This window comes from Nitratireductor sp. L15S-10 (assembly GCF_045011005.1).
Taxonomy (GTDB): domain Bacteria; phylum Pseudomonadota; class Alphaproteobacteria; order Rhizobiales; family Rhizobiaceae; genus Nitratireductor.
Genome location: NZ_CP120674.1, coordinates 1,409,531 through 1,425,755 on the forward strand (window position 1 = coordinate 1,409,531; position 16,225 = coordinate 1,425,755).

The 16,225-nt window shown below is 59.4% G+C and carries 20 protein-coding genes; 10 read left to right on the top strand and 10 right to left on the bottom strand.

Annotation, left to right across the window (positions count from 1 at the left end; all coding sequences use genetic code 11):
* The first annotated feature begins 817 nt into the window (after window positions 1–817).
* Window positions 818–1,264 carry a tRNA (cytidine(34)-2'-O)-methyltransferase gene (locus P2W41_RS06750; protein WP_292896825.1) on the top strand — a complete coding sequence of 149 codons (447 nt, stop codon included), beginning with the start codon at window positions 818–820 and terminating at the stop codon, window positions 1,262–1,264.
* A gap of 234 nt (window positions 1,265–1,498) precedes the next feature.
* Here P2W41_RS06750 and P2W41_RS06755 read toward each other — a convergent pair whose 3' ends face one another.
* Window positions 1,499–1,756: a hypothetical protein gene (locus P2W41_RS06755; RefSeq protein WP_292896823.1), complete on the bottom strand. Its 258-nt coding sequence runs from the start codon at window positions 1,754–1,756 to the stop codon at window positions 1,499–1,501.
* A 119-nt stretch (window positions 1,757–1,875) separates the two neighbouring features.
* Between P2W41_RS06755 and hemF the strand changes: the two genes are divergently transcribed.
* Complete coding sequence (gene hemF / locus P2W41_RS06760) at window positions 1,876–2,790, top strand: oxygen-dependent coproporphyrinogen oxidase (protein WP_292896821.1); 915 nt, start codon at window positions 1,876–1,878, stop codon at window positions 2,788–2,790.
* Between the two features lie 113 nt (window positions 2,791–2,903).
* Complete coding sequence (locus P2W41_RS06765) at window positions 2,904–3,785, top strand: EamA family transporter (RefSeq protein ID WP_404934654.1); 882 nt, start codon at window positions 2,904–2,906, stop codon at window positions 3,783–3,785.
* Between the two features lie 7 nt (window positions 3,786–3,792).
* On the opposite strand, the gene P2W41_RS06770 is transcribed toward P2W41_RS06765, so the two are convergent.
* Entirely contained in the window at window positions 3,793–4,425 is a 633-nt protein-coding gene (locus tag P2W41_RS06770; RefSeq protein ID WP_404934655.1) for a LysE family translocator, read from the bottom strand.
* Window positions 4,426–4,517: 92 nt separating this feature from the next.
* On the opposite strand from P2W41_RS06770, the gene P2W41_RS06775 reads away from it, so the two are divergent.
* The 6 genes from P2W41_RS06775 (at window position 4,518) to P2W41_RS06800 (ending at window position 9,332) form a co-directional block, all read left to right on the top strand.
* Window positions 4,518–4,835 carry a DUF6665 family protein gene (locus P2W41_RS06775; RefSeq protein WP_292896815.1) on the top strand — a complete coding sequence of 106 codons (318 nt, stop codon included), beginning with the start codon at window positions 4,518–4,520 and terminating at the stop codon, window positions 4,833–4,835.
* A 73-nt stretch (window positions 4,836–4,908) separates the two neighbouring features.
* Complete coding sequence (locus tag P2W41_RS06780) at window positions 4,909–5,688, top strand: class I SAM-dependent methyltransferase (protein ID WP_404934656.1); 780 nt, start codon at window positions 4,909–4,911, stop codon at window positions 5,686–5,688.
* A 270-nt stretch (window positions 5,689–5,958) separates the two neighbouring features.
* A complete protein-coding gene (gene petA / locus P2W41_RS06785; RefSeq protein WP_292896811.1) occupies window positions 5,959–6,522 on the top strand; it encodes a ubiquinol-cytochrome c reductase iron-sulfur subunit in 564 nt (187 codons plus the stop codon).
* 23 nt (window positions 6,523–6,545) lie between these two features.
* Window positions 6,546–7,829, top strand: a complete 1,284-nt coding sequence (locus P2W41_RS06790) for a cytochrome b N-terminal domain-containing protein (protein ID WP_292896809.1) — start codon at window positions 6,546–6,548, stop codon at window positions 7,827–7,829.
* 29 nt (window positions 7,830–7,858) lie between these two features.
* Window positions 7,859–8,683 carry a cytochrome c1 gene (locus P2W41_RS06795; RefSeq protein WP_404934657.1) on the top strand — a complete coding sequence of 275 codons (825 nt, stop codon included), beginning with the start codon at window positions 7,859–7,861 and terminating at the stop codon, window positions 8,681–8,683.
* A 97-nt stretch (window positions 8,684–8,780) separates the two neighbouring features.
* Window positions 8,781–9,332, top strand: a complete 552-nt coding sequence (locus P2W41_RS06800; protein ID WP_292896805.1) for an adenine phosphoribosyltransferase — start codon at window positions 8,781–8,783, stop codon at window positions 9,330–9,332.
* Window positions 9,333–9,339: 7 nt separating this feature from the next.
* On the opposite strand, the gene P2W41_RS06805 is transcribed toward P2W41_RS06800, so the two are convergent.
* The 7 genes from P2W41_RS06805 to P2W41_RS06835 form a co-directional block, all read right to left on the bottom strand.
* On the bottom strand, window positions 9,340–9,810 hold the full coding sequence (locus tag P2W41_RS06805; protein ID WP_404934658.1) for a MaoC family dehydratase: 471 nt from the start codon (window positions 9,808–9,810) through the stop codon (window positions 9,340–9,342).
* The gene (locus tag P2W41_RS06810) at window positions 9,807–10,274 is read right to left on the bottom strand and encodes a MaoC family dehydratase (RefSeq protein WP_404934659.1); all 468 of its coding nucleotides are present in this window, start codon (window positions 10,272–10,274) and stop codon (window positions 9,807–9,809) included. Before P2W41_RS06810 ends, P2W41_RS06805 begins: the two co-directional genes overlap by 4 nt.
* Before the next feature lie 88 nt (window positions 10,275–10,362).
* Window positions 10,363–11,334 (bottom strand): magnesium transporter CorA family protein, encoded by a 972-nt coding sequence (locus tag P2W41_RS06815; RefSeq protein ID WP_292896799.1) that lies wholly within the window; start codon window positions 11,332–11,334, stop codon window positions 10,363–10,365.
* An 86-nt stretch (window positions 11,335–11,420) separates the two neighbouring features.
* The gene (ychF, locus tag P2W41_RS06820; protein ID WP_404934660.1) at window positions 11,421–12,524 is read right to left on the bottom strand and encodes a redox-regulated ATPase YchF; all 1,104 of its coding nucleotides are present in this window, start codon (window positions 12,522–12,524) and stop codon (window positions 11,421–11,423) included.
* Window positions 12,525–12,527: 3 nt separating this feature from the next.
* Window positions 12,528–13,247, bottom strand: coding sequence for an aminoacyl-tRNA hydrolase (gene pth / locus P2W41_RS06825; protein WP_292896795.1), 720 nt, complete (start codon window positions 13,245–13,247; stop codon window positions 12,528–12,530).
* 24 nt (window positions 13,248–13,271) lie between these two features.
* Window positions 13,272–13,922 carry a 50S ribosomal protein L25/general stress protein Ctc gene (locus tag P2W41_RS06830; RefSeq protein ID WP_404934661.1) on the bottom strand — a complete coding sequence of 217 codons (651 nt, stop codon included), beginning with the start codon at window positions 13,920–13,922 and terminating at the stop codon, window positions 13,272–13,274.
* Between the two features lie 206 nt (window positions 13,923–14,128).
* Complete coding sequence (locus P2W41_RS06835; protein WP_404934662.1) at window positions 14,129–14,569, bottom strand: winged helix-turn-helix transcriptional regulator; 441 nt, start codon at window positions 14,567–14,569, stop codon at window positions 14,129–14,131.
* 84 nt (window positions 14,570–14,653) lie between these two features.
* On the opposite strand from P2W41_RS06835, the gene P2W41_RS06840 reads away from it, so the two are divergent.
* Complete coding sequence (locus P2W41_RS06840; protein WP_404934663.1) at window positions 14,654–15,214, top strand: NADPH-dependent FMN reductase; 561 nt, start codon at window positions 14,654–14,656, stop codon at window positions 15,212–15,214.
* Between the two features lie 67 nt (window positions 15,215–15,281).
* Here P2W41_RS06840 and P2W41_RS06845 read toward each other — a convergent pair whose 3' ends face one another.
* Window positions 15,282–16,214: a ribose-phosphate pyrophosphokinase gene (locus P2W41_RS06845; RefSeq protein WP_292896787.1), complete on the bottom strand. Its 933-nt coding sequence runs from the start codon at window positions 16,212–16,214 to the stop codon at window positions 15,282–15,284.
* Window positions 16,215–16,225: the final 11 nt, after the last annotated feature.

Below are 16,225 nucleotides of genomic sequence, written 5' to 3' on the forward strand. Positions count from 1 at the left end.
GAAGAACGAAACCCGCCGTCAGGCCTGGTGCGGCGCCGTGTTCCACGGGCGCAGGCCGGCGAAGGAGGTACGCATCGTAATGTCCATTGCCGCCTCCAGCGGTTTTCGTTGACAGGACGCACCTTATAGCCACCATGGCCGGGTTTGACCAGACTATTTTCAGACGCTGCACCTATCAGGGGTTGCGGAACAAAATGGCGAATTTGGTCCGTCCCGCCGGGTGGCGGGACGGACGCTGATGGATGCCGCGCCGACAAATGTCCCATCACTGGAACAGCTTTCGCAGCATCGTCCAGAGTGCGGGGCGCTCCGGCGTGGAATATCTCATATCCACGTCGGGAAGCTGACCTCGATGGGGTCGCCTTCGGTCTGCGTGCCGATCGGGCAAGGTTGTTGCACCGATTGTCATTGCCCAGGCCTCCAGCCTGCGATCCTGCAGGGTGGGGCGGCTTGGGTCTGTTTGCGGAACGACAAAGTCGTTGTTGCGGCCGAAAGGCCGCCGGGGGAAGCGGTTATGCATCGCGAACGTCCTTGAGAAGCGGGAGGAAATCCCGACGGACCGCGATGCGTAGCTACCTGAAAAATTAGTGGGAGCGAGCCGAACCGAGTCCGCCGTCAGGCCTTCAGGCCAAAGGCGCGGAGCCAAGTCATGTAGTGTCGATGCGTATCCATGCTTTTCTCCTGTGGTTCGCGTTGACAACGGTGGGCTTATACTCACAGTTGCAGGAAACTGCCACCTGTTTTTGTGCCCTTTTGTTCGCTCGCTGCCGGGTGTAACCGGAAAGCCACAGCCAGCCATGTCGAGAGACACAGCCAGATGCGTATCGCGCTCTATCAGCCAGATATCCCCGGCAATACCGGGGCCATACTTCGCCTTGCCGCCTGCCTGGGCTTCACCGTCGACCTGATCGAGCCTGCCGGGTTCGACCTTTCCGACAAAAACCTGAAGCGTGCGGGTATGGATTACCTCGAGCGCGCTGCGCTGGTCCGTCATTCGTCGTGGGAGGTTTTTGAAAGCTGGCGCAGGGAGGAAGAGCGTCGACTTCTGCTTTTCACCACGAAAGCCAAAACATCTTACACGGATGTTTCTTTTACCAATGGCGACATTCTTCTTTTTGGCCGGGAATCTGTAGGCGCGCCGGATTTTGTTCACGATGCGGCCGATGCTCGTCTGGTGATCCCAATGCGCGAGGGGGCTCGCAGCCTCAACCTGGCCATGAGCGCAGCCATGGCGGCCGGCGAGGCGATGCGTCAGCTGCGTTGAGGCGTCGAATCGAAGAAGCGAAACCTGTTTCCGATTAATCCGACAGCCGATCAGAGGCCCAGATCGTTCGTTGTGCACCTGCGGGGGGCGCAGCCATCTGGCCTGTGAGCATGACTTTTTTTGGGGCGGCATCACATCTCTTTCCTCGACGGGAAAGGGATGTCTAAAAGTTCAAGTCAGCTTTAAGTCAACCCATGTGGACTGGCGAGCGAGACTTTCCAGTGGCGGGATCACTCAGTCGGCGCTCGGTAATCGGCGCATGGTGAATTCGATCATGTCACCGGGCCGTTCGCACCAGCTCTCGATTTCGGTCCAGTAGGCCTGCTTGGGCCAGCGGTCCAGCCATTCCCGCGCTTTTTCCCGGGCTTGCGCGCGGGGTAGGGAAAAACTCTCCCGCAAAAAACCATCGCGTGGCAGGCGGCTTGCCCTTGCGCGGTGTTTGTCGAGGCTGCGTTTCAGCCCCTCCAGCGGTGGTTTTGCGGGCACTCGCACAAAAGAACTCCTTGACCCGATGGATAAGAAGCTTAGGCAACGCGGTTGAAAATTGCGAGTCATTTGTAGGGCTGTCCGCCTGCCGCACCGTCGCGTAGGATCGGGCCAGAGGAAAGATAATGGAACGACCAGACCTGCCTGCCGGCTTGCCGGAGAACATTGAAGACAAGAAAGCAGCTGCACGCGCCTGGTTCGAGGAACTGCGCGACAGACTTTGCGCGGCCTTCGAGGAACTTGAGGATGCGCTGACTGGTCCACTGTCTACGCGCACACCCGGCCGCTTTGAGCGTACACCCTGGGAACGAGAGGGCGGGGAGGGCGGCGGTGGCGTCATGTCGGTTATGCACGGCAGGGTGTTCGAAAAGGTCGGCATTCATGTATCCACCGTCCATGGTGAGTTCTCGCCCGAGTTTCGCAAGCAAATACCGGGGGCGGATCGCGACCCGAGTTTCTGGGCTTCGGGGATTTCGCTGATCGCCCATCCGCAGAATCCGCATGTGCCGGCCGTTCACATGAACACCCGCATGGTGGTCACCACCAGCCAGTGGTTCGGGGGCGGGGCCGACCTTACTCCGGTTCTCGACCGCCGCCGCACCCAGGAGGATCCGGATACGGAGGCCTTTCATAAGGCCATGCGTTTCGTCTGTGAGCGGCACGCAGCCATCGTCGACTATGAAAAATACAAAGCCTGGTGCGACGAGTATTTCTACCTGCCGCATCGCCAGGAACCGCGCGGCATCGGCGGCATCTTCTACGACTGGCTGCGCTCACCGGAGGAAAAGGGCGGGTGGCAGGCGGATTTCGATTTCACCCGCGATGTGGGGCGCGCCTTCGCGGTTGTCTATCCGCACCTGGTGCGCAAGAACTTCAACACGAACTGGACCGAAGCCGACCGCGAGGAGCAACTGGTGCGGCGTGGCCGCTATGTGGAGTTCAACCTGCTCTATGACCGGGGCACGATCTTTGGTCTCAAAACCGGAGGTAATGTGAATTCCATCCTGTCCAGCCTGCCGCCCGAGGTGAAGTGGCCGTAAGCCAGCGTGAGGTTCAATCTCGCTGATCGTTAAACGGCAGTGTTTTTGATTTGAAAGTTGTGAACGGGTGGGGTCTTTAACGAAGGCTTCTTCCCCGCCCGAGGACAATGTACATGAGACTGCCCCATATCCTGTTGGCGCTTCTGGTGACTGCCGTCTGGGGCTTCAACTTTGTCGTCATCAAGGTCGGCATCGACAATTTTCCGCCAATACTTTTTTCCGCGTTGCGGTTTGCGGCGGCGGCTTTGCCGCTTGCCTTTTTCGTGCCGAGACCTGTGATCGCCTGGCGCTACGTCATCGCCATTGGGGTCGTGCTGGGCATCGTCAAGTTCACGCTCCTGTTCTGGGCCATGGATGTCGGGCTTTCTGCCGGGTTATCCTCGCTCGTGCTTCAGTCACAGGCGTTTTTCACCATCATGCTTGCGGCGTTCGTGCTGGGTGAACGGCCGAAACGCATGCAGCTTCTCGGTATTTTCGTCGCCTTTTGCGGGATTGCCCTGATCGCGCTGACGGTGGACGCAAGCATCACGATCACGGGCCTGGCGTTGGGGATCGCCGCCGCCTTCATGTGGGCGATTTCCAATCTTCTGATGAAGCAGGCCGGCAAGGTCGACATGTTTCGCCTGATGGTCCATGTGAGCCTCATTCCGCCGATCCCGCTATTTGCCCTTTCTCTCATGATCGAAGGCTGGGAGGCGGATATGGCTGCGCTGTCCAGCATCAACTGGACCGGCGTTGGTGCGGTTATCTATATCGCTTACGCCGCAACGATCTTCGGTTTCGCTGTATGGGGAATGTTGATCAGAACCTATGGTGCGGGGCGGGTTGCGCCATTTTCATTGCTGGTGCCGATTTTCGGCATGAGCTCGTCCGCCCTGTTTCTCGGCGAAACTTTTGGCCCGTTGCGCATGGTGGCTGCAGCACTTGTTCTTGTCGGGCTCATGCTGACCCAGGTCAGGCAACGCGCGCCACTGGCACAGGCGGGCGCTGCCTGAGACAACCCTATGGGCGCATGGTCGCCAGTTTCAGCCCGAAGCCGATAAACACCGTTCCCGTGAGCGCTTTCAGCCCGCGCTGCATGCGGACATTGCTGCCGATCGACTTGAGGCCTGAAAACAAAAGCACCAGCGACGAGAACCACACAATGTTCAGAAGCGAGTGAATCACCACAAGCGCGAAGGCCCAGAGGGTGGCGTCGGCATTGGCCGGAATGAACTGCGGAAATGCCGCCAGGTAGAACATCGACACCTTGGGGTTGAGCGCATTGGTCAAAAAACCTTCGAGTGCCGCGCGTACGAGTGTGCGCCGGCGTTTGGCAGGTGACACCTCAAGCGGTGCCGCAAAACCGTGCCAGGCCTGCCACAGCGCTTTCACGCCGATATAGCAGAGATAGGCCGCACCCAGCATTTTCACGATGAAGAACAGCTGGGCTGACTGCACCAGAATGATCGAAATGCCGAGGATCGACAAAGCGCCATGAACGTAGAACGCTGCGAAGAACCCGGCGATGTTGGCAAAACCGGCGGCTTTGCCCGAAGTGGGGACCGTCTTGGCGATCAACACGCCATTCGGACCGGGCGACATGACAAGAAGTGCGGCAACCAGTGTGAAGGTTCCAAGCTCGATCAGCGTCATGGTTCGTGCCCTGAGTTGAACGCGGTTGTGAGAGGCGGCAGAATACTCGGCAAACGTTTTGATTGTCGAGCGATACACGAGCGGTTCCTGACATGCTGAAACCACCCAGCACCGTGACCGGCCTCATGGTTCATCCCGTCAGCGGCGATACGGTGCTTCAAAACGAGATTGTGGCCGAGCAGGCGTCATCGCTCGGCCATGCCGGTCGACGTGCGGAAAAGGCCCTCATCCATCTTGCTGCGGCAGATCCCGCCGATGGAAAGGATGTGGACCGCCGTCTTCACGCCGCCGCCGAAGCGGTGCACTTCTATTTCATCCAGCGTGAGCTTTGTGGCCTGCGCAGACATGACGACGTCATTGCCGAGCTCTCCATACCCGCCCGGGTTTTGGCGCGTCTAGGGGCGCGTTAAACGCTGGCCTGCTGGATGTTGCTGTCTGGCCCGCTTGCTGCGGTCAGGGGTTCGTGGCACTGGCCTGCCAGCAATGGCAGACAGGAAAGACGGCGCCATGGAAAATGCTTACGGCACGCTGGCCTCGTGGGTTTATCATCTCGACAAGCCCATCGGACGTTCTTTTGGCGACATAGAATTCTATCGGGATCGCCTGAGCGGTTGCATCGGTCCGATTCTGGAGCCTGGCGCGGGCAATGGGCGTGTTCTCATTCCGCTTCTGGAGGCGGGGTTTGATATTCGAGGTTTCGATGCGTCCGAGGAGATGGTGGCTTACTGCCGCAGGGAGTGCGATGCGCGCGGCCTGCCATCACCCGTCGACATCGCGCGGTTCGAGGATTTCGAATACGAAACGCGGTTCGGTGCCATCATTATTCCTGCAGGCTCCTTCCAGTTGATCACGGAGCCGCGGCAGGCGCTGAGCGTGCTCGAGCGTTTCCGCAAGGCGCTTCTCCCCGGCGGCCGGCTGATTCTCGATCTCGATGCACTGGCATGTCTCGCCGAAACCGCGCTCGCGGCGCGGCACTGGCAGACGAGGGATGACCTGCTTTCACTCGTCGAAAGCCGGGTGGAGACCTGTTTCCAGCGCCAGACAACGCTTTCGCAGCTGCGTTACGAGCATTGGCGCGAAGGCCGACTCGTGGCCAGCGAAATCCAGCTTTTTCACCTGCGTCTCTGGGGGCTCCTGGAGTTCGAGCTGGCATTGCGCTCTGCCGGCTTCGTCCAGGTTGATGTCTTTGCGGACTATCGGACCGAGAGCGCTTTGGCGCCGGGCGCTTCCATCTTCACCTTCGAGGCAGTCGCGCCGAGTTGAGTGCCGGAGATCGTCGAAGAAAACGCGGGCAAAGCATCTGTATTGAAAAACAAGAGTTTTTAAGTCACCTTTATTCGCTGCGTTTTCCCCGCGACAATCTGCCCTGTAGGGTCGCCCCCGTCTGGACAAGTTCCTGCGTGGCGCATAGAAACCATCGAAAAATGCCGGGGGTAGAGCCGGGCAGTTTCCGTCATGCGCGGGAATTTGCTTGGGTTCGAGCGCAATAAGGCGTCCCCTCCGGCCGACTCAAGGTGAAAGGATCGCAGTCCCGTGAGCGCTACCGATTCGACCGAACATACAAGGCGTGACTTTCTTTACGTCGCAACAGGCGTTGCCGGTGCCGTCGGTGCGGCTGGTGTTGCATGGCCGTTCATCGACCAGATGCAACCCGATGCCTCCACCCGCGCACTGGCGTCAATCCAGGTCGATGTGTCGGGCGTTGAGCCCGGCATGTCCCTGACCGTCAAATGGCGTGGCCGGCCTGTGTTCATCCGCAACCGGACGGAAAAGGAAATCGAGGAAGCGCGGGCTGTCGCACTGGAGGATCTGAAGGATCCCGTGGCGCGCAACGCCAATATCGCAGCGGACGCACCGGCCACTGACCTTGACCGCTCCGCGGGTGAGGGCAAGGAAAACTGGCTGGTGATGGTCGGCGTTTGTACGCATCTCGGCTGTGTGCCTCTCGGCCAGGCCGGTGATTTCGGCGGCTGGTTCTGCCCGTGCCACGGTTCGCACTACGACACCGCTGGCCGTATCCGCAAAGGTCCGGCTCCGGAAAACCTTGCGGTTCCGACATTCGAATTCGTGTCCGACACCGTCATTCAGGTCGGCTAAGGCTCGGCGAGAGGGGATTTTCTATGAGCGCTGGACATTCGACCTATACGCCCAAGACCGGCCTCGGCCGCTGGATGGATGCGCGTTTGCCGCTTCCGCGTCTGGTCTATGACTCTTTCGTGGCCTATCCGGTGCCACGCAATCTCAACTATGCGTATACATTCGGCGGCATTCTGACGCTGATGCTGGTCGCGCAGATTGTGACCGGCATCGTGCTGGCCATGCATTACGCCGCCAACACCGAAGTTGCCTTCAACTCGGTCGAGAAGATCATGCGTGACGTCAACTCCGGTTGGCTGATCCGCTATCTGCACTCCAATGGCGCCTCGATGTTCTTCATCGCCGTTTATGTGCACATCTTCCGTGGCCTTTATTACGGTTCCTACAAGGCGCCGCGCGAGCTCCTGTGGATCCTTGGCTGCATTATCTATCTCCTGATGATGGCGACGGCCTTCATGGGTTACGTGCTTCCCTGGGGCCAGATGAGCTTCTGGGGTGCGACGGTGATCACAGGCTTCTTCACGGCCATCCCGGTTGTCGGTGACTGGATTCAGCAGCTTCTGCTCGGCGGCTTCGCGGTCGACAATCCGACGCTGAACCGCTTCTTCTCGCTGCACTACCTTCTGCCCTTCATGATCGCTGGCGTTGTCGTGCTTCATGTCTGGGCGCTGCACGTCACCGGTCAGACCAACCCGACCGGCATTGAAGTGAAGCAGAAGACCGACACCGTGGCCTTCACGCCCTATGCGACCGTCAAGGACGCTTTCGCGATGGTCGTGTTCCTGGCCCTCTTCGCCTATTTCGTCTTCTACATCCCCAACTTCCTTGGGCACCCGGACAACTACATCGAGGCAGACGCGCTGAAGACCCCGGCGCACATTGTTCCCGAATGGTACTTCCTGCCGTTCTACGCGATCCTGCGCGCCATCACGTTCAACATAGGCCCGATCGATTCCAAGCTCGGTGGCGTCCTGGCCATGTTTGGTGCCATTGCGGTTCTGTTCGTTGTGCCGTGGCTCGACACGTCGAAGGTTCGTTCGGCCGTTTATCGTCCCTGGTACAAGCTGTTCTTCTGGCTTTTTGTCATCAATGCCATCTTCCTGGGCTGGCTTGGTTCTCGTCCGGCTGAAGGCATCTACGTGGCTATGGCCCAGGGGGCGACGCTCTATTACTTCGCCTTCTTCATCGTGATCATGCCAGTTCTGGGCCTGGTCGAGACGCCTCGTCGCCTGCCCAATTCCATCACGGAAGCGGTGCTGGAGAAGAAGTCCGCCGGCGCGCCGGCCACAGAGCAGGCAAAGGGCTGAGCGAGAGAATGCGCAAAGGGATTTTCGCAATGAAAAGCATCCTCAACGGATTGGCTGCGCTCGGCCTTGGCCTGGCTGCGGTCACGGCATCCAACGCGGCCGAGTATCCGATCAAGAAGCCGGTCGAGCAGGACTGGTCGTTCGCCGGCCCGTTCGGAACCTACGACAAGGGGCAGCTGCAGCGGGGCTTCAAGGTTTACCGCGAGGTCTGTGCGGCCTGTCACTCGATGAGCCTCGTTGCGTTCCGCAATCTCGAGGATCTGGGCTACTCCGAAGCTCAGGTTCGTGCGATCGCGGCCGAATACGAAGTCGAGGACGGCCCGGATGATTCCGGCGACATGTTCATGCGCGCTGCAAAGCCGTCTGATCGTTTTCCGGCTCCGTTTGCCAACCCGCAGCAGGCAGCCGCTTCCAACAATGGAGCGGTTCCACCGGACTTTTCTCTGATCGCCAAGGCGCGTGCCGTCGAGCGTGGCTTCCCGACCTTCGTCTTCGACATCTTCACCCAGTATGCCGAAGCCGGTCCGGATTATATCCATGCTCTTCTCACGGGCTATGAGGAAGATTCTGACGGGCACGAGGTCCCTGAGGGTACCTATTACAACCCTTACTTCATCTCCTCGGCCTCGCTCGCAATGGCGCCTCCGCTTTCTGAAGGCATGGTCACCTATGATGACGGTGCGCCCGAGACGGTTGATCAGTATTCCCGTGACGTCGCAGCATTCCTCATGTGGGCGGCCGAGCCGCACCTGGAAGCCCGCAAATCCACCGGTTTTGTGGTCATGGTCTTCCTTTTCCTCTTTGGTGGACTGATGTATCTTACCAAGCGCAAGATCTGGGCGGACGTCCATTAAGGCGCCGACCGAGCAACAAAAACAGGAAGGGCGCTTGAAGCGCCCTTTTCTTTTGCTTCACAACGCGGCAAGAACTATCTGAACCGGGGCAGGGTACATGGCAGCTTCTCAGACACTTCAAGACACGCTTCTTTCCGCGATCCGCACCATTCCGGATTATCCGAAGCCTGGCATATTGTTCCGCGATATCACGACGCTGCTTGGCAATGCGCGCGCATTTCGCCGCGCCGTTGACGAACTGGTCCATCCCTATGCGGGCGCCAAGGTCGACAAGGTCGCCGGCATCGAGGCACGCGGCTTCATTCTTGGAGGAGCGATTGCGCACCAGCTCTCCTCGGGTTTTGTCCCGATCCGCAAGAAAGGCAAGCTCCCGCACGATACGGTTCGTGTTGCCTACAGTCTCGAATATGGCATCGACGAGATGGAGATGCACAAGGACGCGCTGACGCCGGGTGAAAAGGTCATCCTGGTCGACGACCTCATCGCCACGGGCGGTACCGCCGAAGGTGCGGTCAAGCTCCTCACGCAGATGGGGGCCGAGATCGTTGCAGCCTGCTTCGTGATAGATCTGCCTGACCTTGGCGGACGGGCCAAGCTGGAGGCGCTTGGCGTTGATGTTCACACACTGATCGCGTTCGAGGGCGACTGAGTCCGGCTCAGCCGGATTTCATCAAAACGCCATTCTCAAAGCTCATCACCGTCTCGCCATCCGCTCCGTGTGCCGCAGCGGCGAGCGAAACCAGATGCCAGCCGGGCCGTGAGGCCAGGGGGCGATGCCCGGTTACGGCCCGCGTGAAGGTGATCGTGTCCCCCTCATAGACAGGTTTCAGCCATTTCAGATTGGAGAAACCGGGCGAGGGGCCGAATTCCGGTTTTTCGCCAGGTCCTTCCCATGGGCCGAAGGCGTCGCGTTCGATGCCGATCAGGTTGTACCGCATCCACATGGCGCATGTATGCCAGCCGGAGGCGCATAGACGGCCGAAAACACTGTCGCGGGCTGCTTCTGCATCCGTGTGAAAGGGTTGCGGATCGAACTGGCGCCCGAACGCAATGATCTCCTCGGCCGTAAACGTATGGGTGCCCAGCGTCACCGTCTCGCCAAGCCGCAGAAACCGATCAAGGCTCATGCTGCGTCTCCCGTATTGCGCATTCTGAACATGATCGGATTCTCCATTTCCATCACCGTTTCTCCGCGCTGGTTGGTGACCAGGTGGCGGAAAGTGACGAGACCGATGCCGGGACGCGATTTCAGGGACCGGCGTTCCAATACGGTGGTCTGTCCCGTCAGTGTGTCGCCGGCGATCACTGGACGCTTCCAGCGGGCCTCCGTGATGCCTGGAGAGCCCTGCGACGTGGAATCCACCAGAAGCGCGTCGTAGAGCATGCGCATGAAGATGGCGCAGCTATGCCAGCCGGAGGCGGATAACCCGCCCAGAATGCTTGCCTTGCCGGCTTCCTCGTCCAGATGCATGGGTTGCGCGTCGAACTGGCGTGCGAAATCCTTGATCTCGTCGGCGCCGACGGTTTTTTCGCCGAAGGGTATGGTCACTCCGGGCTCAAGGTCTTCAAACGCCCACTTTTTGTCAGTCATGGTTCAATCCTGTTCAGGCTTGAACCTTATGGCTGTAAGCCGTGCTTTCTTCAAGCATGAGGAAGGAGAAGATTGCTAAACCTTGCGACTAGAGCCAGCCGCGTCGTTTGAAATACCAGAAGGGCAGAAGAGCCGAGAGCACCATCAGCCCAAGGGCGAAGGGATAGCCGAGCGGCCAATGCAGTTCCGGCATGATATCGAAGTTCATGCCATAGACCGAGGCGACAAGCGTCGGCGGAAGGAAGATGACGGCCACCACGGAGAATATCTTGATGATGGCGCTCTGTTCGATGCTGATCATGCCAAGGGTCGCATCAAGCAGAAAACCGATCTTCTGTGAGAGCCCTGTCGTATGATCGGCAAGGGAGGCGATGTCACGTGAAAGAGTCTTGATGCGCGCGCGTTCGTCCTTGCCGCTGCGGCTCGAAACCGCGCTCAGGAAACCGGAAAGACGCTGCATGGTGAGAAGGCTATCCTGCAGTTTTGAGATCAGATCCTCTTTGCGGCCGATCCGGCGGAGGAGGATCTGAAAGTCGCGGTCGCGTTTGGAGGCCTTCTTTTCGGAAGGATGAAAGATGCCTTTTGAAAGTTCCAGAATTTCGCGGCCCGCCCTTTCCAGAATGTCGGCGAGCCGGTCTGTTATGACTTCCAGCAGGTTGATCAGTACTGCCTCGCCATTGTTACATCCAAGGGCAGCTTTTGCCGCTCTCTGGGTGAGGATCTGGAAGGCACTGGGTTCGTGAAAGCGAAGCGTCACGAGCGTACCTGTGGGGCTGAGGATGAAGGTAACGGGCCCCATTTCGGGCTGGTCGCCGTCTGCACTCGCCGGGAGGGTCGCCGTCATGTAGTGCGCCCCGTCTTCGCTGTAAAGGCGGCTTGAGATCTCGATCTCTTCCATGTCGGCCCGCGTCGGGATTGCGATCCCGAGCCATGCTTCGACAGCCTTTTCTTCCTCCGGGGAGGGGGAAAGAATATCGATCCAGACGACCGCGTCATGGTCAACCGATGCCAGTGCGACTGAATTCAGACGTTCGTTCTGGAGACTATAGGCCTTGATCATTGCTTCGTTCCCTGAAACCGGGAACGAAGATTTCCGGCTATTGTCGCGCCGTCAAGACCAAGCCGTTCCTGCAGGGCCGGCGAGGGTCAGGTGTTGAACTTGAACAGCATCACATCGCCGTCCGTCACCACATATTCCTTGCCTTCGTCGCGGGCCTTGCCGGCCTCGCGGGCCGCCACTTCACCGCCGAGCGTCACGAAATCTTCGTAGCCGATAGTCTGCGCACGGATGAAACCGCGCTCGAAATCGGTGTGGATCACGCCCGCTGCCTGCGGAGCCTTGGCGCCCTTCTGCACGGTCCATGCCCGGGTTTCCTTGGGGCCGGAGGTGAAGAAAGTGATCAGGTCTAGCAATTCGTAGCCGGCACGGATCAGACGGTCGAGGCCGGGCTCTTCCAGCCCCATGGCCTCCAGATATTCGGCCGCTTCCTCGTCGGCAAGCTGGGCCACTTCGGCTTCGATCGCAGCCGAGATCACCACGGTCATCGCGCCCTGGGCCCTGGCCATCTCCTCGACACGCTGACTTTGAGCATTGCCTTCGGCGGCGTCGCCCTCGGCCACGTTGCACACATAGAGCACTGGCTTTGAGGTCAGCAGATTGAGGCTGCGCAGGATCTTCAGATCCTCTGCCGCTATGCCGTCCAGAAGCATGCGGACGGGCTTGCCTTCCTGAAGGAGCGCCAGCGCCTGTTCCATCATGGGCAGAAGTGTCTGGGCTTCCTTGTCCTTGCCGGTTGCGCGCTTCTGCATCTGCAGGGTGCGGCGTTCAAGGCTTTCGAGGTCGGCAAGCATCAGCTCTGTTTCGACGGTTTCGGCATCCGCAACCGGGTCGATGCGGCCTTCCACATGGGTGATGTCATCATCCTCGAAACAGCGCAGCACGTGAACGATGGCGTCCACCTCGCGAATGTTGGCCAGAAACTGGTTGCCCAGTCCTTCACCCTTGGAAGCGCCGCGGACGAGGCCGGCAATGTCGACGAAGGAAATGCGTGTCGGGATGACCTCCTTGGAACCGGTCACGTCGGCGATTTTCTTCAGACGCGGATCCGGCACGGCCACTTCGCCCGTATTGGGCTCGATGGTGCAGAACGGGTAGTTGGCGGCCTGTGCGGCGGCCGTTTTTGTGAGCGCGTTGAAGAGCGTCGACTTGCCGACATTGGGCAGACCGACGATGCCGCATTTGAAACCCATTTCCTATTCCTTCTGGCCGAGGAGTTTTTTGAGCATGGCCGCCATCGGGCCGCTTTCGGGGAGGGGGGCTGAGGGCCCTTTTTGCCGCGCCTGGCGGATGTGGCTCTGTTGTTTGGCGGGCTTGCTATCCCGCTTTTGTGCAGGCTCTGCACCGGTTCCCTTAACCGCGAGGCTGACACGGTTCATGAAACCCGCTTCGTCACCTTCGGCAAGCATCGCAATGTGGTCTGCAACGGCGTCCAGCAATGGTTCAAGCCATGACTGGTCCGCCTTGGCGAAATCGCCCAGCACATGCGCGTTCACGCGCGCCTTGTCGCCGGGGTGGCCAATGCCGATCCGAACGCGGCGATAATCCTTGCCGCAATGGGCATCGATCGACTTGATCCCGTTGTGGCCGCCCGACCCGCCGCCGGTCTTGATGCGCAGCTTGCCGGGCGCGAGATCGAGTTCGTCATAAAACACGATCAGGTCTTCAAGGCCGATCTTGTAGAAGCGCATGGCTTCGCCGATCGCCTGGCCGGAAAGGTTCACGAAGGTCTGCGGCTTCATCAGCAGAACCTTCTCGCCGCCGACGCGGCCCTCGGCCACCAGCGCGTTGAACTTCTTCGACCACGACGAAAAACTATGGCGGCGCGCAATCGCGTCCGCCGCCATAAAACCGACATTGTGCCGGTGCCGTTCGTATTGCTGGCCGGGATTGCCGAGCCCTGCAATAAGCAGCATGAGGGTTCGCAGGAAAGGGGAGGATTACTCCTCGCCCTCGCCCTCCTTCTCTTCAGCCTCGACTTCCGCCTCGTCCTCGTCAGCCTCGGACTCTTCCGACCTGAGGCCGGCAGGGGCTGCGATGGTTGCGATCGTGAAGTCACGGTCTGTGATGGTTGGCTCAACGCCCTCGGGCAGCTTGACGGCGGAGATATGAGCGGAATCGCCGATATCCATGCCGTCCAGATCAACCTCGATGTATTCGGGGATGGCCGTGGCGGGGCAGGTGAACTCGACCTCGTGGCGCACAATGTTGAGAACACCGCCGCGCTTGATGCCAGGAGCGGTTTCTTCGTTGATGAAGTGAACCGGCACGTTCACGGTAACGACCGTGCCCTTGCCAATGCGCAGGAAGTCCACATGCATGACGAAATCGCGGACGGGATCAAGCTGATAGTCCTTCGGAAGGACCTGGATCTTCTTGCCGTCGACGTCGATGGTGGCAATCGTGGTGAGGAAGCCGCCGCCGAAAATCTTCATGGACACTTCCTTGTAGGGAAGCGTGATGGAAAGCGGGGCATCCTTCTCGCCGTAGATCACGGCAGGAACTTTACCGTTGCGCCGAATAGCCCGGGCGGACCCCTTACCGACCCGTTCGCGCGCCTCGGCCTTCAGCTCGTAGCTCTGATGGCTCATGGCCTATCCTTTCATGTTTTGGAGCGCTCCCGTGAAAATCCGGGAACGTGAAAGCCATCCGAGAAGAGAAACAGGCCGCGCGTGAAGCACTGCCTGAATACCGAATTCGCTCGGACGGACTTCCGTCCGCGTTGCCTCCAAGGGTGTCTACGCGGACGGCGGGTCTATAGCCGATGCAGGGGGTATGCGCAAGGGCGCAAGCCCTTTCAGGCCATGGTGGCCGGCTGAATTGGCTGCGGTTTCCGGCCGCTGGTTTTTTCAGGGCCGGTGCGCGCGTCATACACCGCCCGTGCCACCTCCATCCTGCCGGCGTTCTCGAGGGCGAACTGTTTGAGTGCCGAGAGCGGTTGAGCAAGCTCATGCCCAAAGTCGGTCAACCGGTATTCCACACTCGGGGGCACGGTCGGATGTTCGATACGTTCAAGGAAGCCGTCACGTTCGAGGGCCCTTAGCGAGCTTGTCAGCACCTTCTGTGAAATTCCATCGACACGCCGTTTCAATGCATTGAAACGCAATGGTTCTTCATGGAGCCGTTCGATGATCAAAGACGTCCATTTGTCTCCGATCAAAGATAGAATCTCGCTGATCGGCCGGCAGTTTTCAGAGATGTGTCCGTGACGTGGTTTCATAAAGGTGCCTTCTTGCAACCTGATTTCCTCTGCCAGATATAAAGGTGGTTACCAAAGGATACCACCGGGAATTTGAGCCCGGGTGGACAGAGGAATGACACTATGAAGAAAATTCTGATTCTCGTTGGCTCCAACCGAAAGGAGTCGATCAACCACAAATTTGCACAGGCTTTGGAAAAGCTGGCCGATGGGCGCCTTGCGTTTGAGTATTTCGATCTGACCACATTGCCGATGTACAATGATGATGACGTTGGGGCGTATCCGCCCGCCGCGCAGCATCTCAAGGACAGCGTTGCAGCAGCCGATGGCGTGCTCATCGTTACGCCGGAACACAATCGCTCCATTCCGGCGGTCCTGAAGAACGCAATCGACTGGGGCTCACGGCCATGGGGGCAGAACAGCTGGACCGGAAAGGCCACTGCCATCGTGGGGTCCAGTCCGGGTGCCATGGGGGCGATCGCGGCACAGATTCACCTGCGCTCGATCATGGTCAGCCTTGGTGCGACACTGATGACCAGCCCGGAGGTCTATCTGCAGATGAAACCGGGCCTGATCGATGAAAACAATGATATTACCAACGAAGACACCAGAGCTTTTCTGGCCGGCTTTGTTGACAGATTCTCTGCCTGGGTTGGTGTCGTGCAGGATCGTGCCGCTGCTTGAGTGAGCAGAGCCGCCAAAAAAGCCGGCTCTTGGGGCCGGCTTTTTCGTATCTGGAAACCTGCTCTTGTCAGTCGAAAAGACTCGAAACAGATTCTTCCGTTGCCGTGCGCGAGATCGCCTCGCCGATAAGGTCGGCAATGGTGATGGTGCGAATGTTTTCGGCAGCTTCCACCGCCGAGCTCGGCTGGATGGAATCGGTGATGACGAGTTCCTTCAGCCGCGATCCGGAGATGCGTGCTGCCGCGCCGCCCGAAAGAACGCCATGCGTGATATAGGCGGTCACACTGGTTGCGCCGTTGTTCAGCAGGGCGTCGGCCGCATTGCAAAGCGTGCCGCCGGAATCGACGATGTCGTCGATCAGCAGGCAATCCTTGCCGCTGACGTCGCCGATCACGTTCATCACTTCGGATTCGCCCGGCCGGTCGCGACGCTTGTCGACAATGGCAAGCGGCGCATCAATGCGCTTTGCCAGCGAGCGGGCACGCACCACGCCGCCGACATCGGGCGAAACCACCATCACGTTGGACAGGGTGTAGTTGGCCTTCACGTCACGCGCCATCACTGGCACGGCGAAAAGGTTGTCGGTGGGGATGTCGAAGAAGCCCTGGATCTGCCCTGCATGAAGGTCGAGCGTCAGCACGCGGTCGGCGCCTGCCTGGGTGATCAGGTTGGCCACCAGCTTGGCCGAAATCGGCGTACGGCCCGATGTGCGCCGGTCCTGACGCGCATAGCCGAAATAGGGCAGCACCGCAGTGATGCGCCGGGCCGAAGAGCGCCGGAAGGCATCGATCATGATGAGGAGTTCCATCAGATGATCGTTGGCCGGGTAAGCGGTCGACTGCAGAACGAAAACGTCCTCGCCGCGCACGTTTTCCTGGATTTCGACGAAAATCTCCTGATCGGCGAACCGGCGAACGGTGGCTTTGCCAAGAGAAATGTTGAGATAGCGGGAAACGGCCTCTGCCAAAACCCGGTTGGAATTGCCCGCAAAGAGCTTCATGGAATGTCCTC

Coding starts and splice junctions, on each gene's coding strand:
- P2W41_RS06750 (WP_292896825.1), top strand. CDS start 818: ATGCGTATCGCGCTCTATCAGCCAGATATCCCCGGCAATACCGGGGCC.
- hemF (WP_292896821.1), top strand. CDS start 1,876: ATGGAACGACCAGACCTGCCTGCCGGCTTGCCGGAGAACATTGAAGAC.
- P2W41_RS06765 (WP_404934654.1), top strand. CDS start 2,904: ATGAGACTGCCCCATATCCTGTTGGCGCTTCTGGTGACTGCCGTCTGG.
- P2W41_RS06770 (WP_404934655.1), bottom strand. CDS start 4,425: ATGACGCTGATCGAGCTTGGAACCTTCACACTGGTTGCCGCACTTCTT.
- P2W41_RS06775 (WP_292896815.1), top strand. CDS start 4,518: ATGCTGAAACCACCCAGCACCGTGACCGGCCTCATGGTTCATCCCGTC.
- P2W41_RS06780 (WP_404934656.1), top strand. CDS start 4,909: ATGGCAGACAGGAAAGACGGCGCCATGGAAAATGCTTACGGCACGCTG.
- P2W41_RS06790 (WP_292896809.1), top strand. CDS start 6,546: ATGAGCGCTGGACATTCGACCTATACGCCCAAGACCGGCCTCGGCCGC.
- P2W41_RS06795 (WP_404934657.1), top strand. CDS start 7,859: ATGAAAAGCATCCTCAACGGATTGGCTGCGCTCGGCCTTGGCCTGGCT.
- P2W41_RS06800 (WP_292896805.1), top strand. CDS start 8,781: ATGGCAGCTTCTCAGACACTTCAAGACACGCTTCTTTCCGCGATCCGC.
- P2W41_RS06805 (WP_404934658.1), bottom strand. CDS start 9,810: ATGAGCCTTGATCGGTTTCTGCGGCTTGGCGAGACGGTGACGCTGGGC.
- P2W41_RS06810 (WP_404934659.1), bottom strand. CDS start 10,274: ATGACTGACAAAAAGTGGGCGTTTGAAGACCTTGAGCCCGGAGTGACC.
- P2W41_RS06815 (WP_292896799.1), bottom strand. CDS start 11,334: ATGATCAAGGCCTATAGTCTCCAGAACGAACGTCTGAATTCAGTCGCA.
- ychF (WP_404934660.1), bottom strand. CDS start 12,524: ATGGGTTTCAAATGCGGCATCGTCGGTCTGCCCAATGTCGGCAAGTCG.
- pth (WP_292896795.1), bottom strand. CDS start 13,247: ATGCTGCTTATTGCAGGGCTCGGCAATCCCGGCCAGCAATACGAACGG.
- P2W41_RS06830 (WP_404934661.1), bottom strand. CDS start 13,922: ATGAGCCATCAGAGCTACGAGCTGAAGGCCGAGGCGCGCGAACGGGTC.
- P2W41_RS06840 (WP_404934663.1), top strand. CDS start 14,654: ATGAAGAAAATTCTGATTCTCGTTGGCTCCAACCGAAAGGAGTCGATC.
- P2W41_RS06845 (WP_292896787.1), bottom strand. CDS start 16,214: ATGAAGCTCTTTGCGGGCAATTCCAACCGGGTTTTGGCAGAGGCCGTT.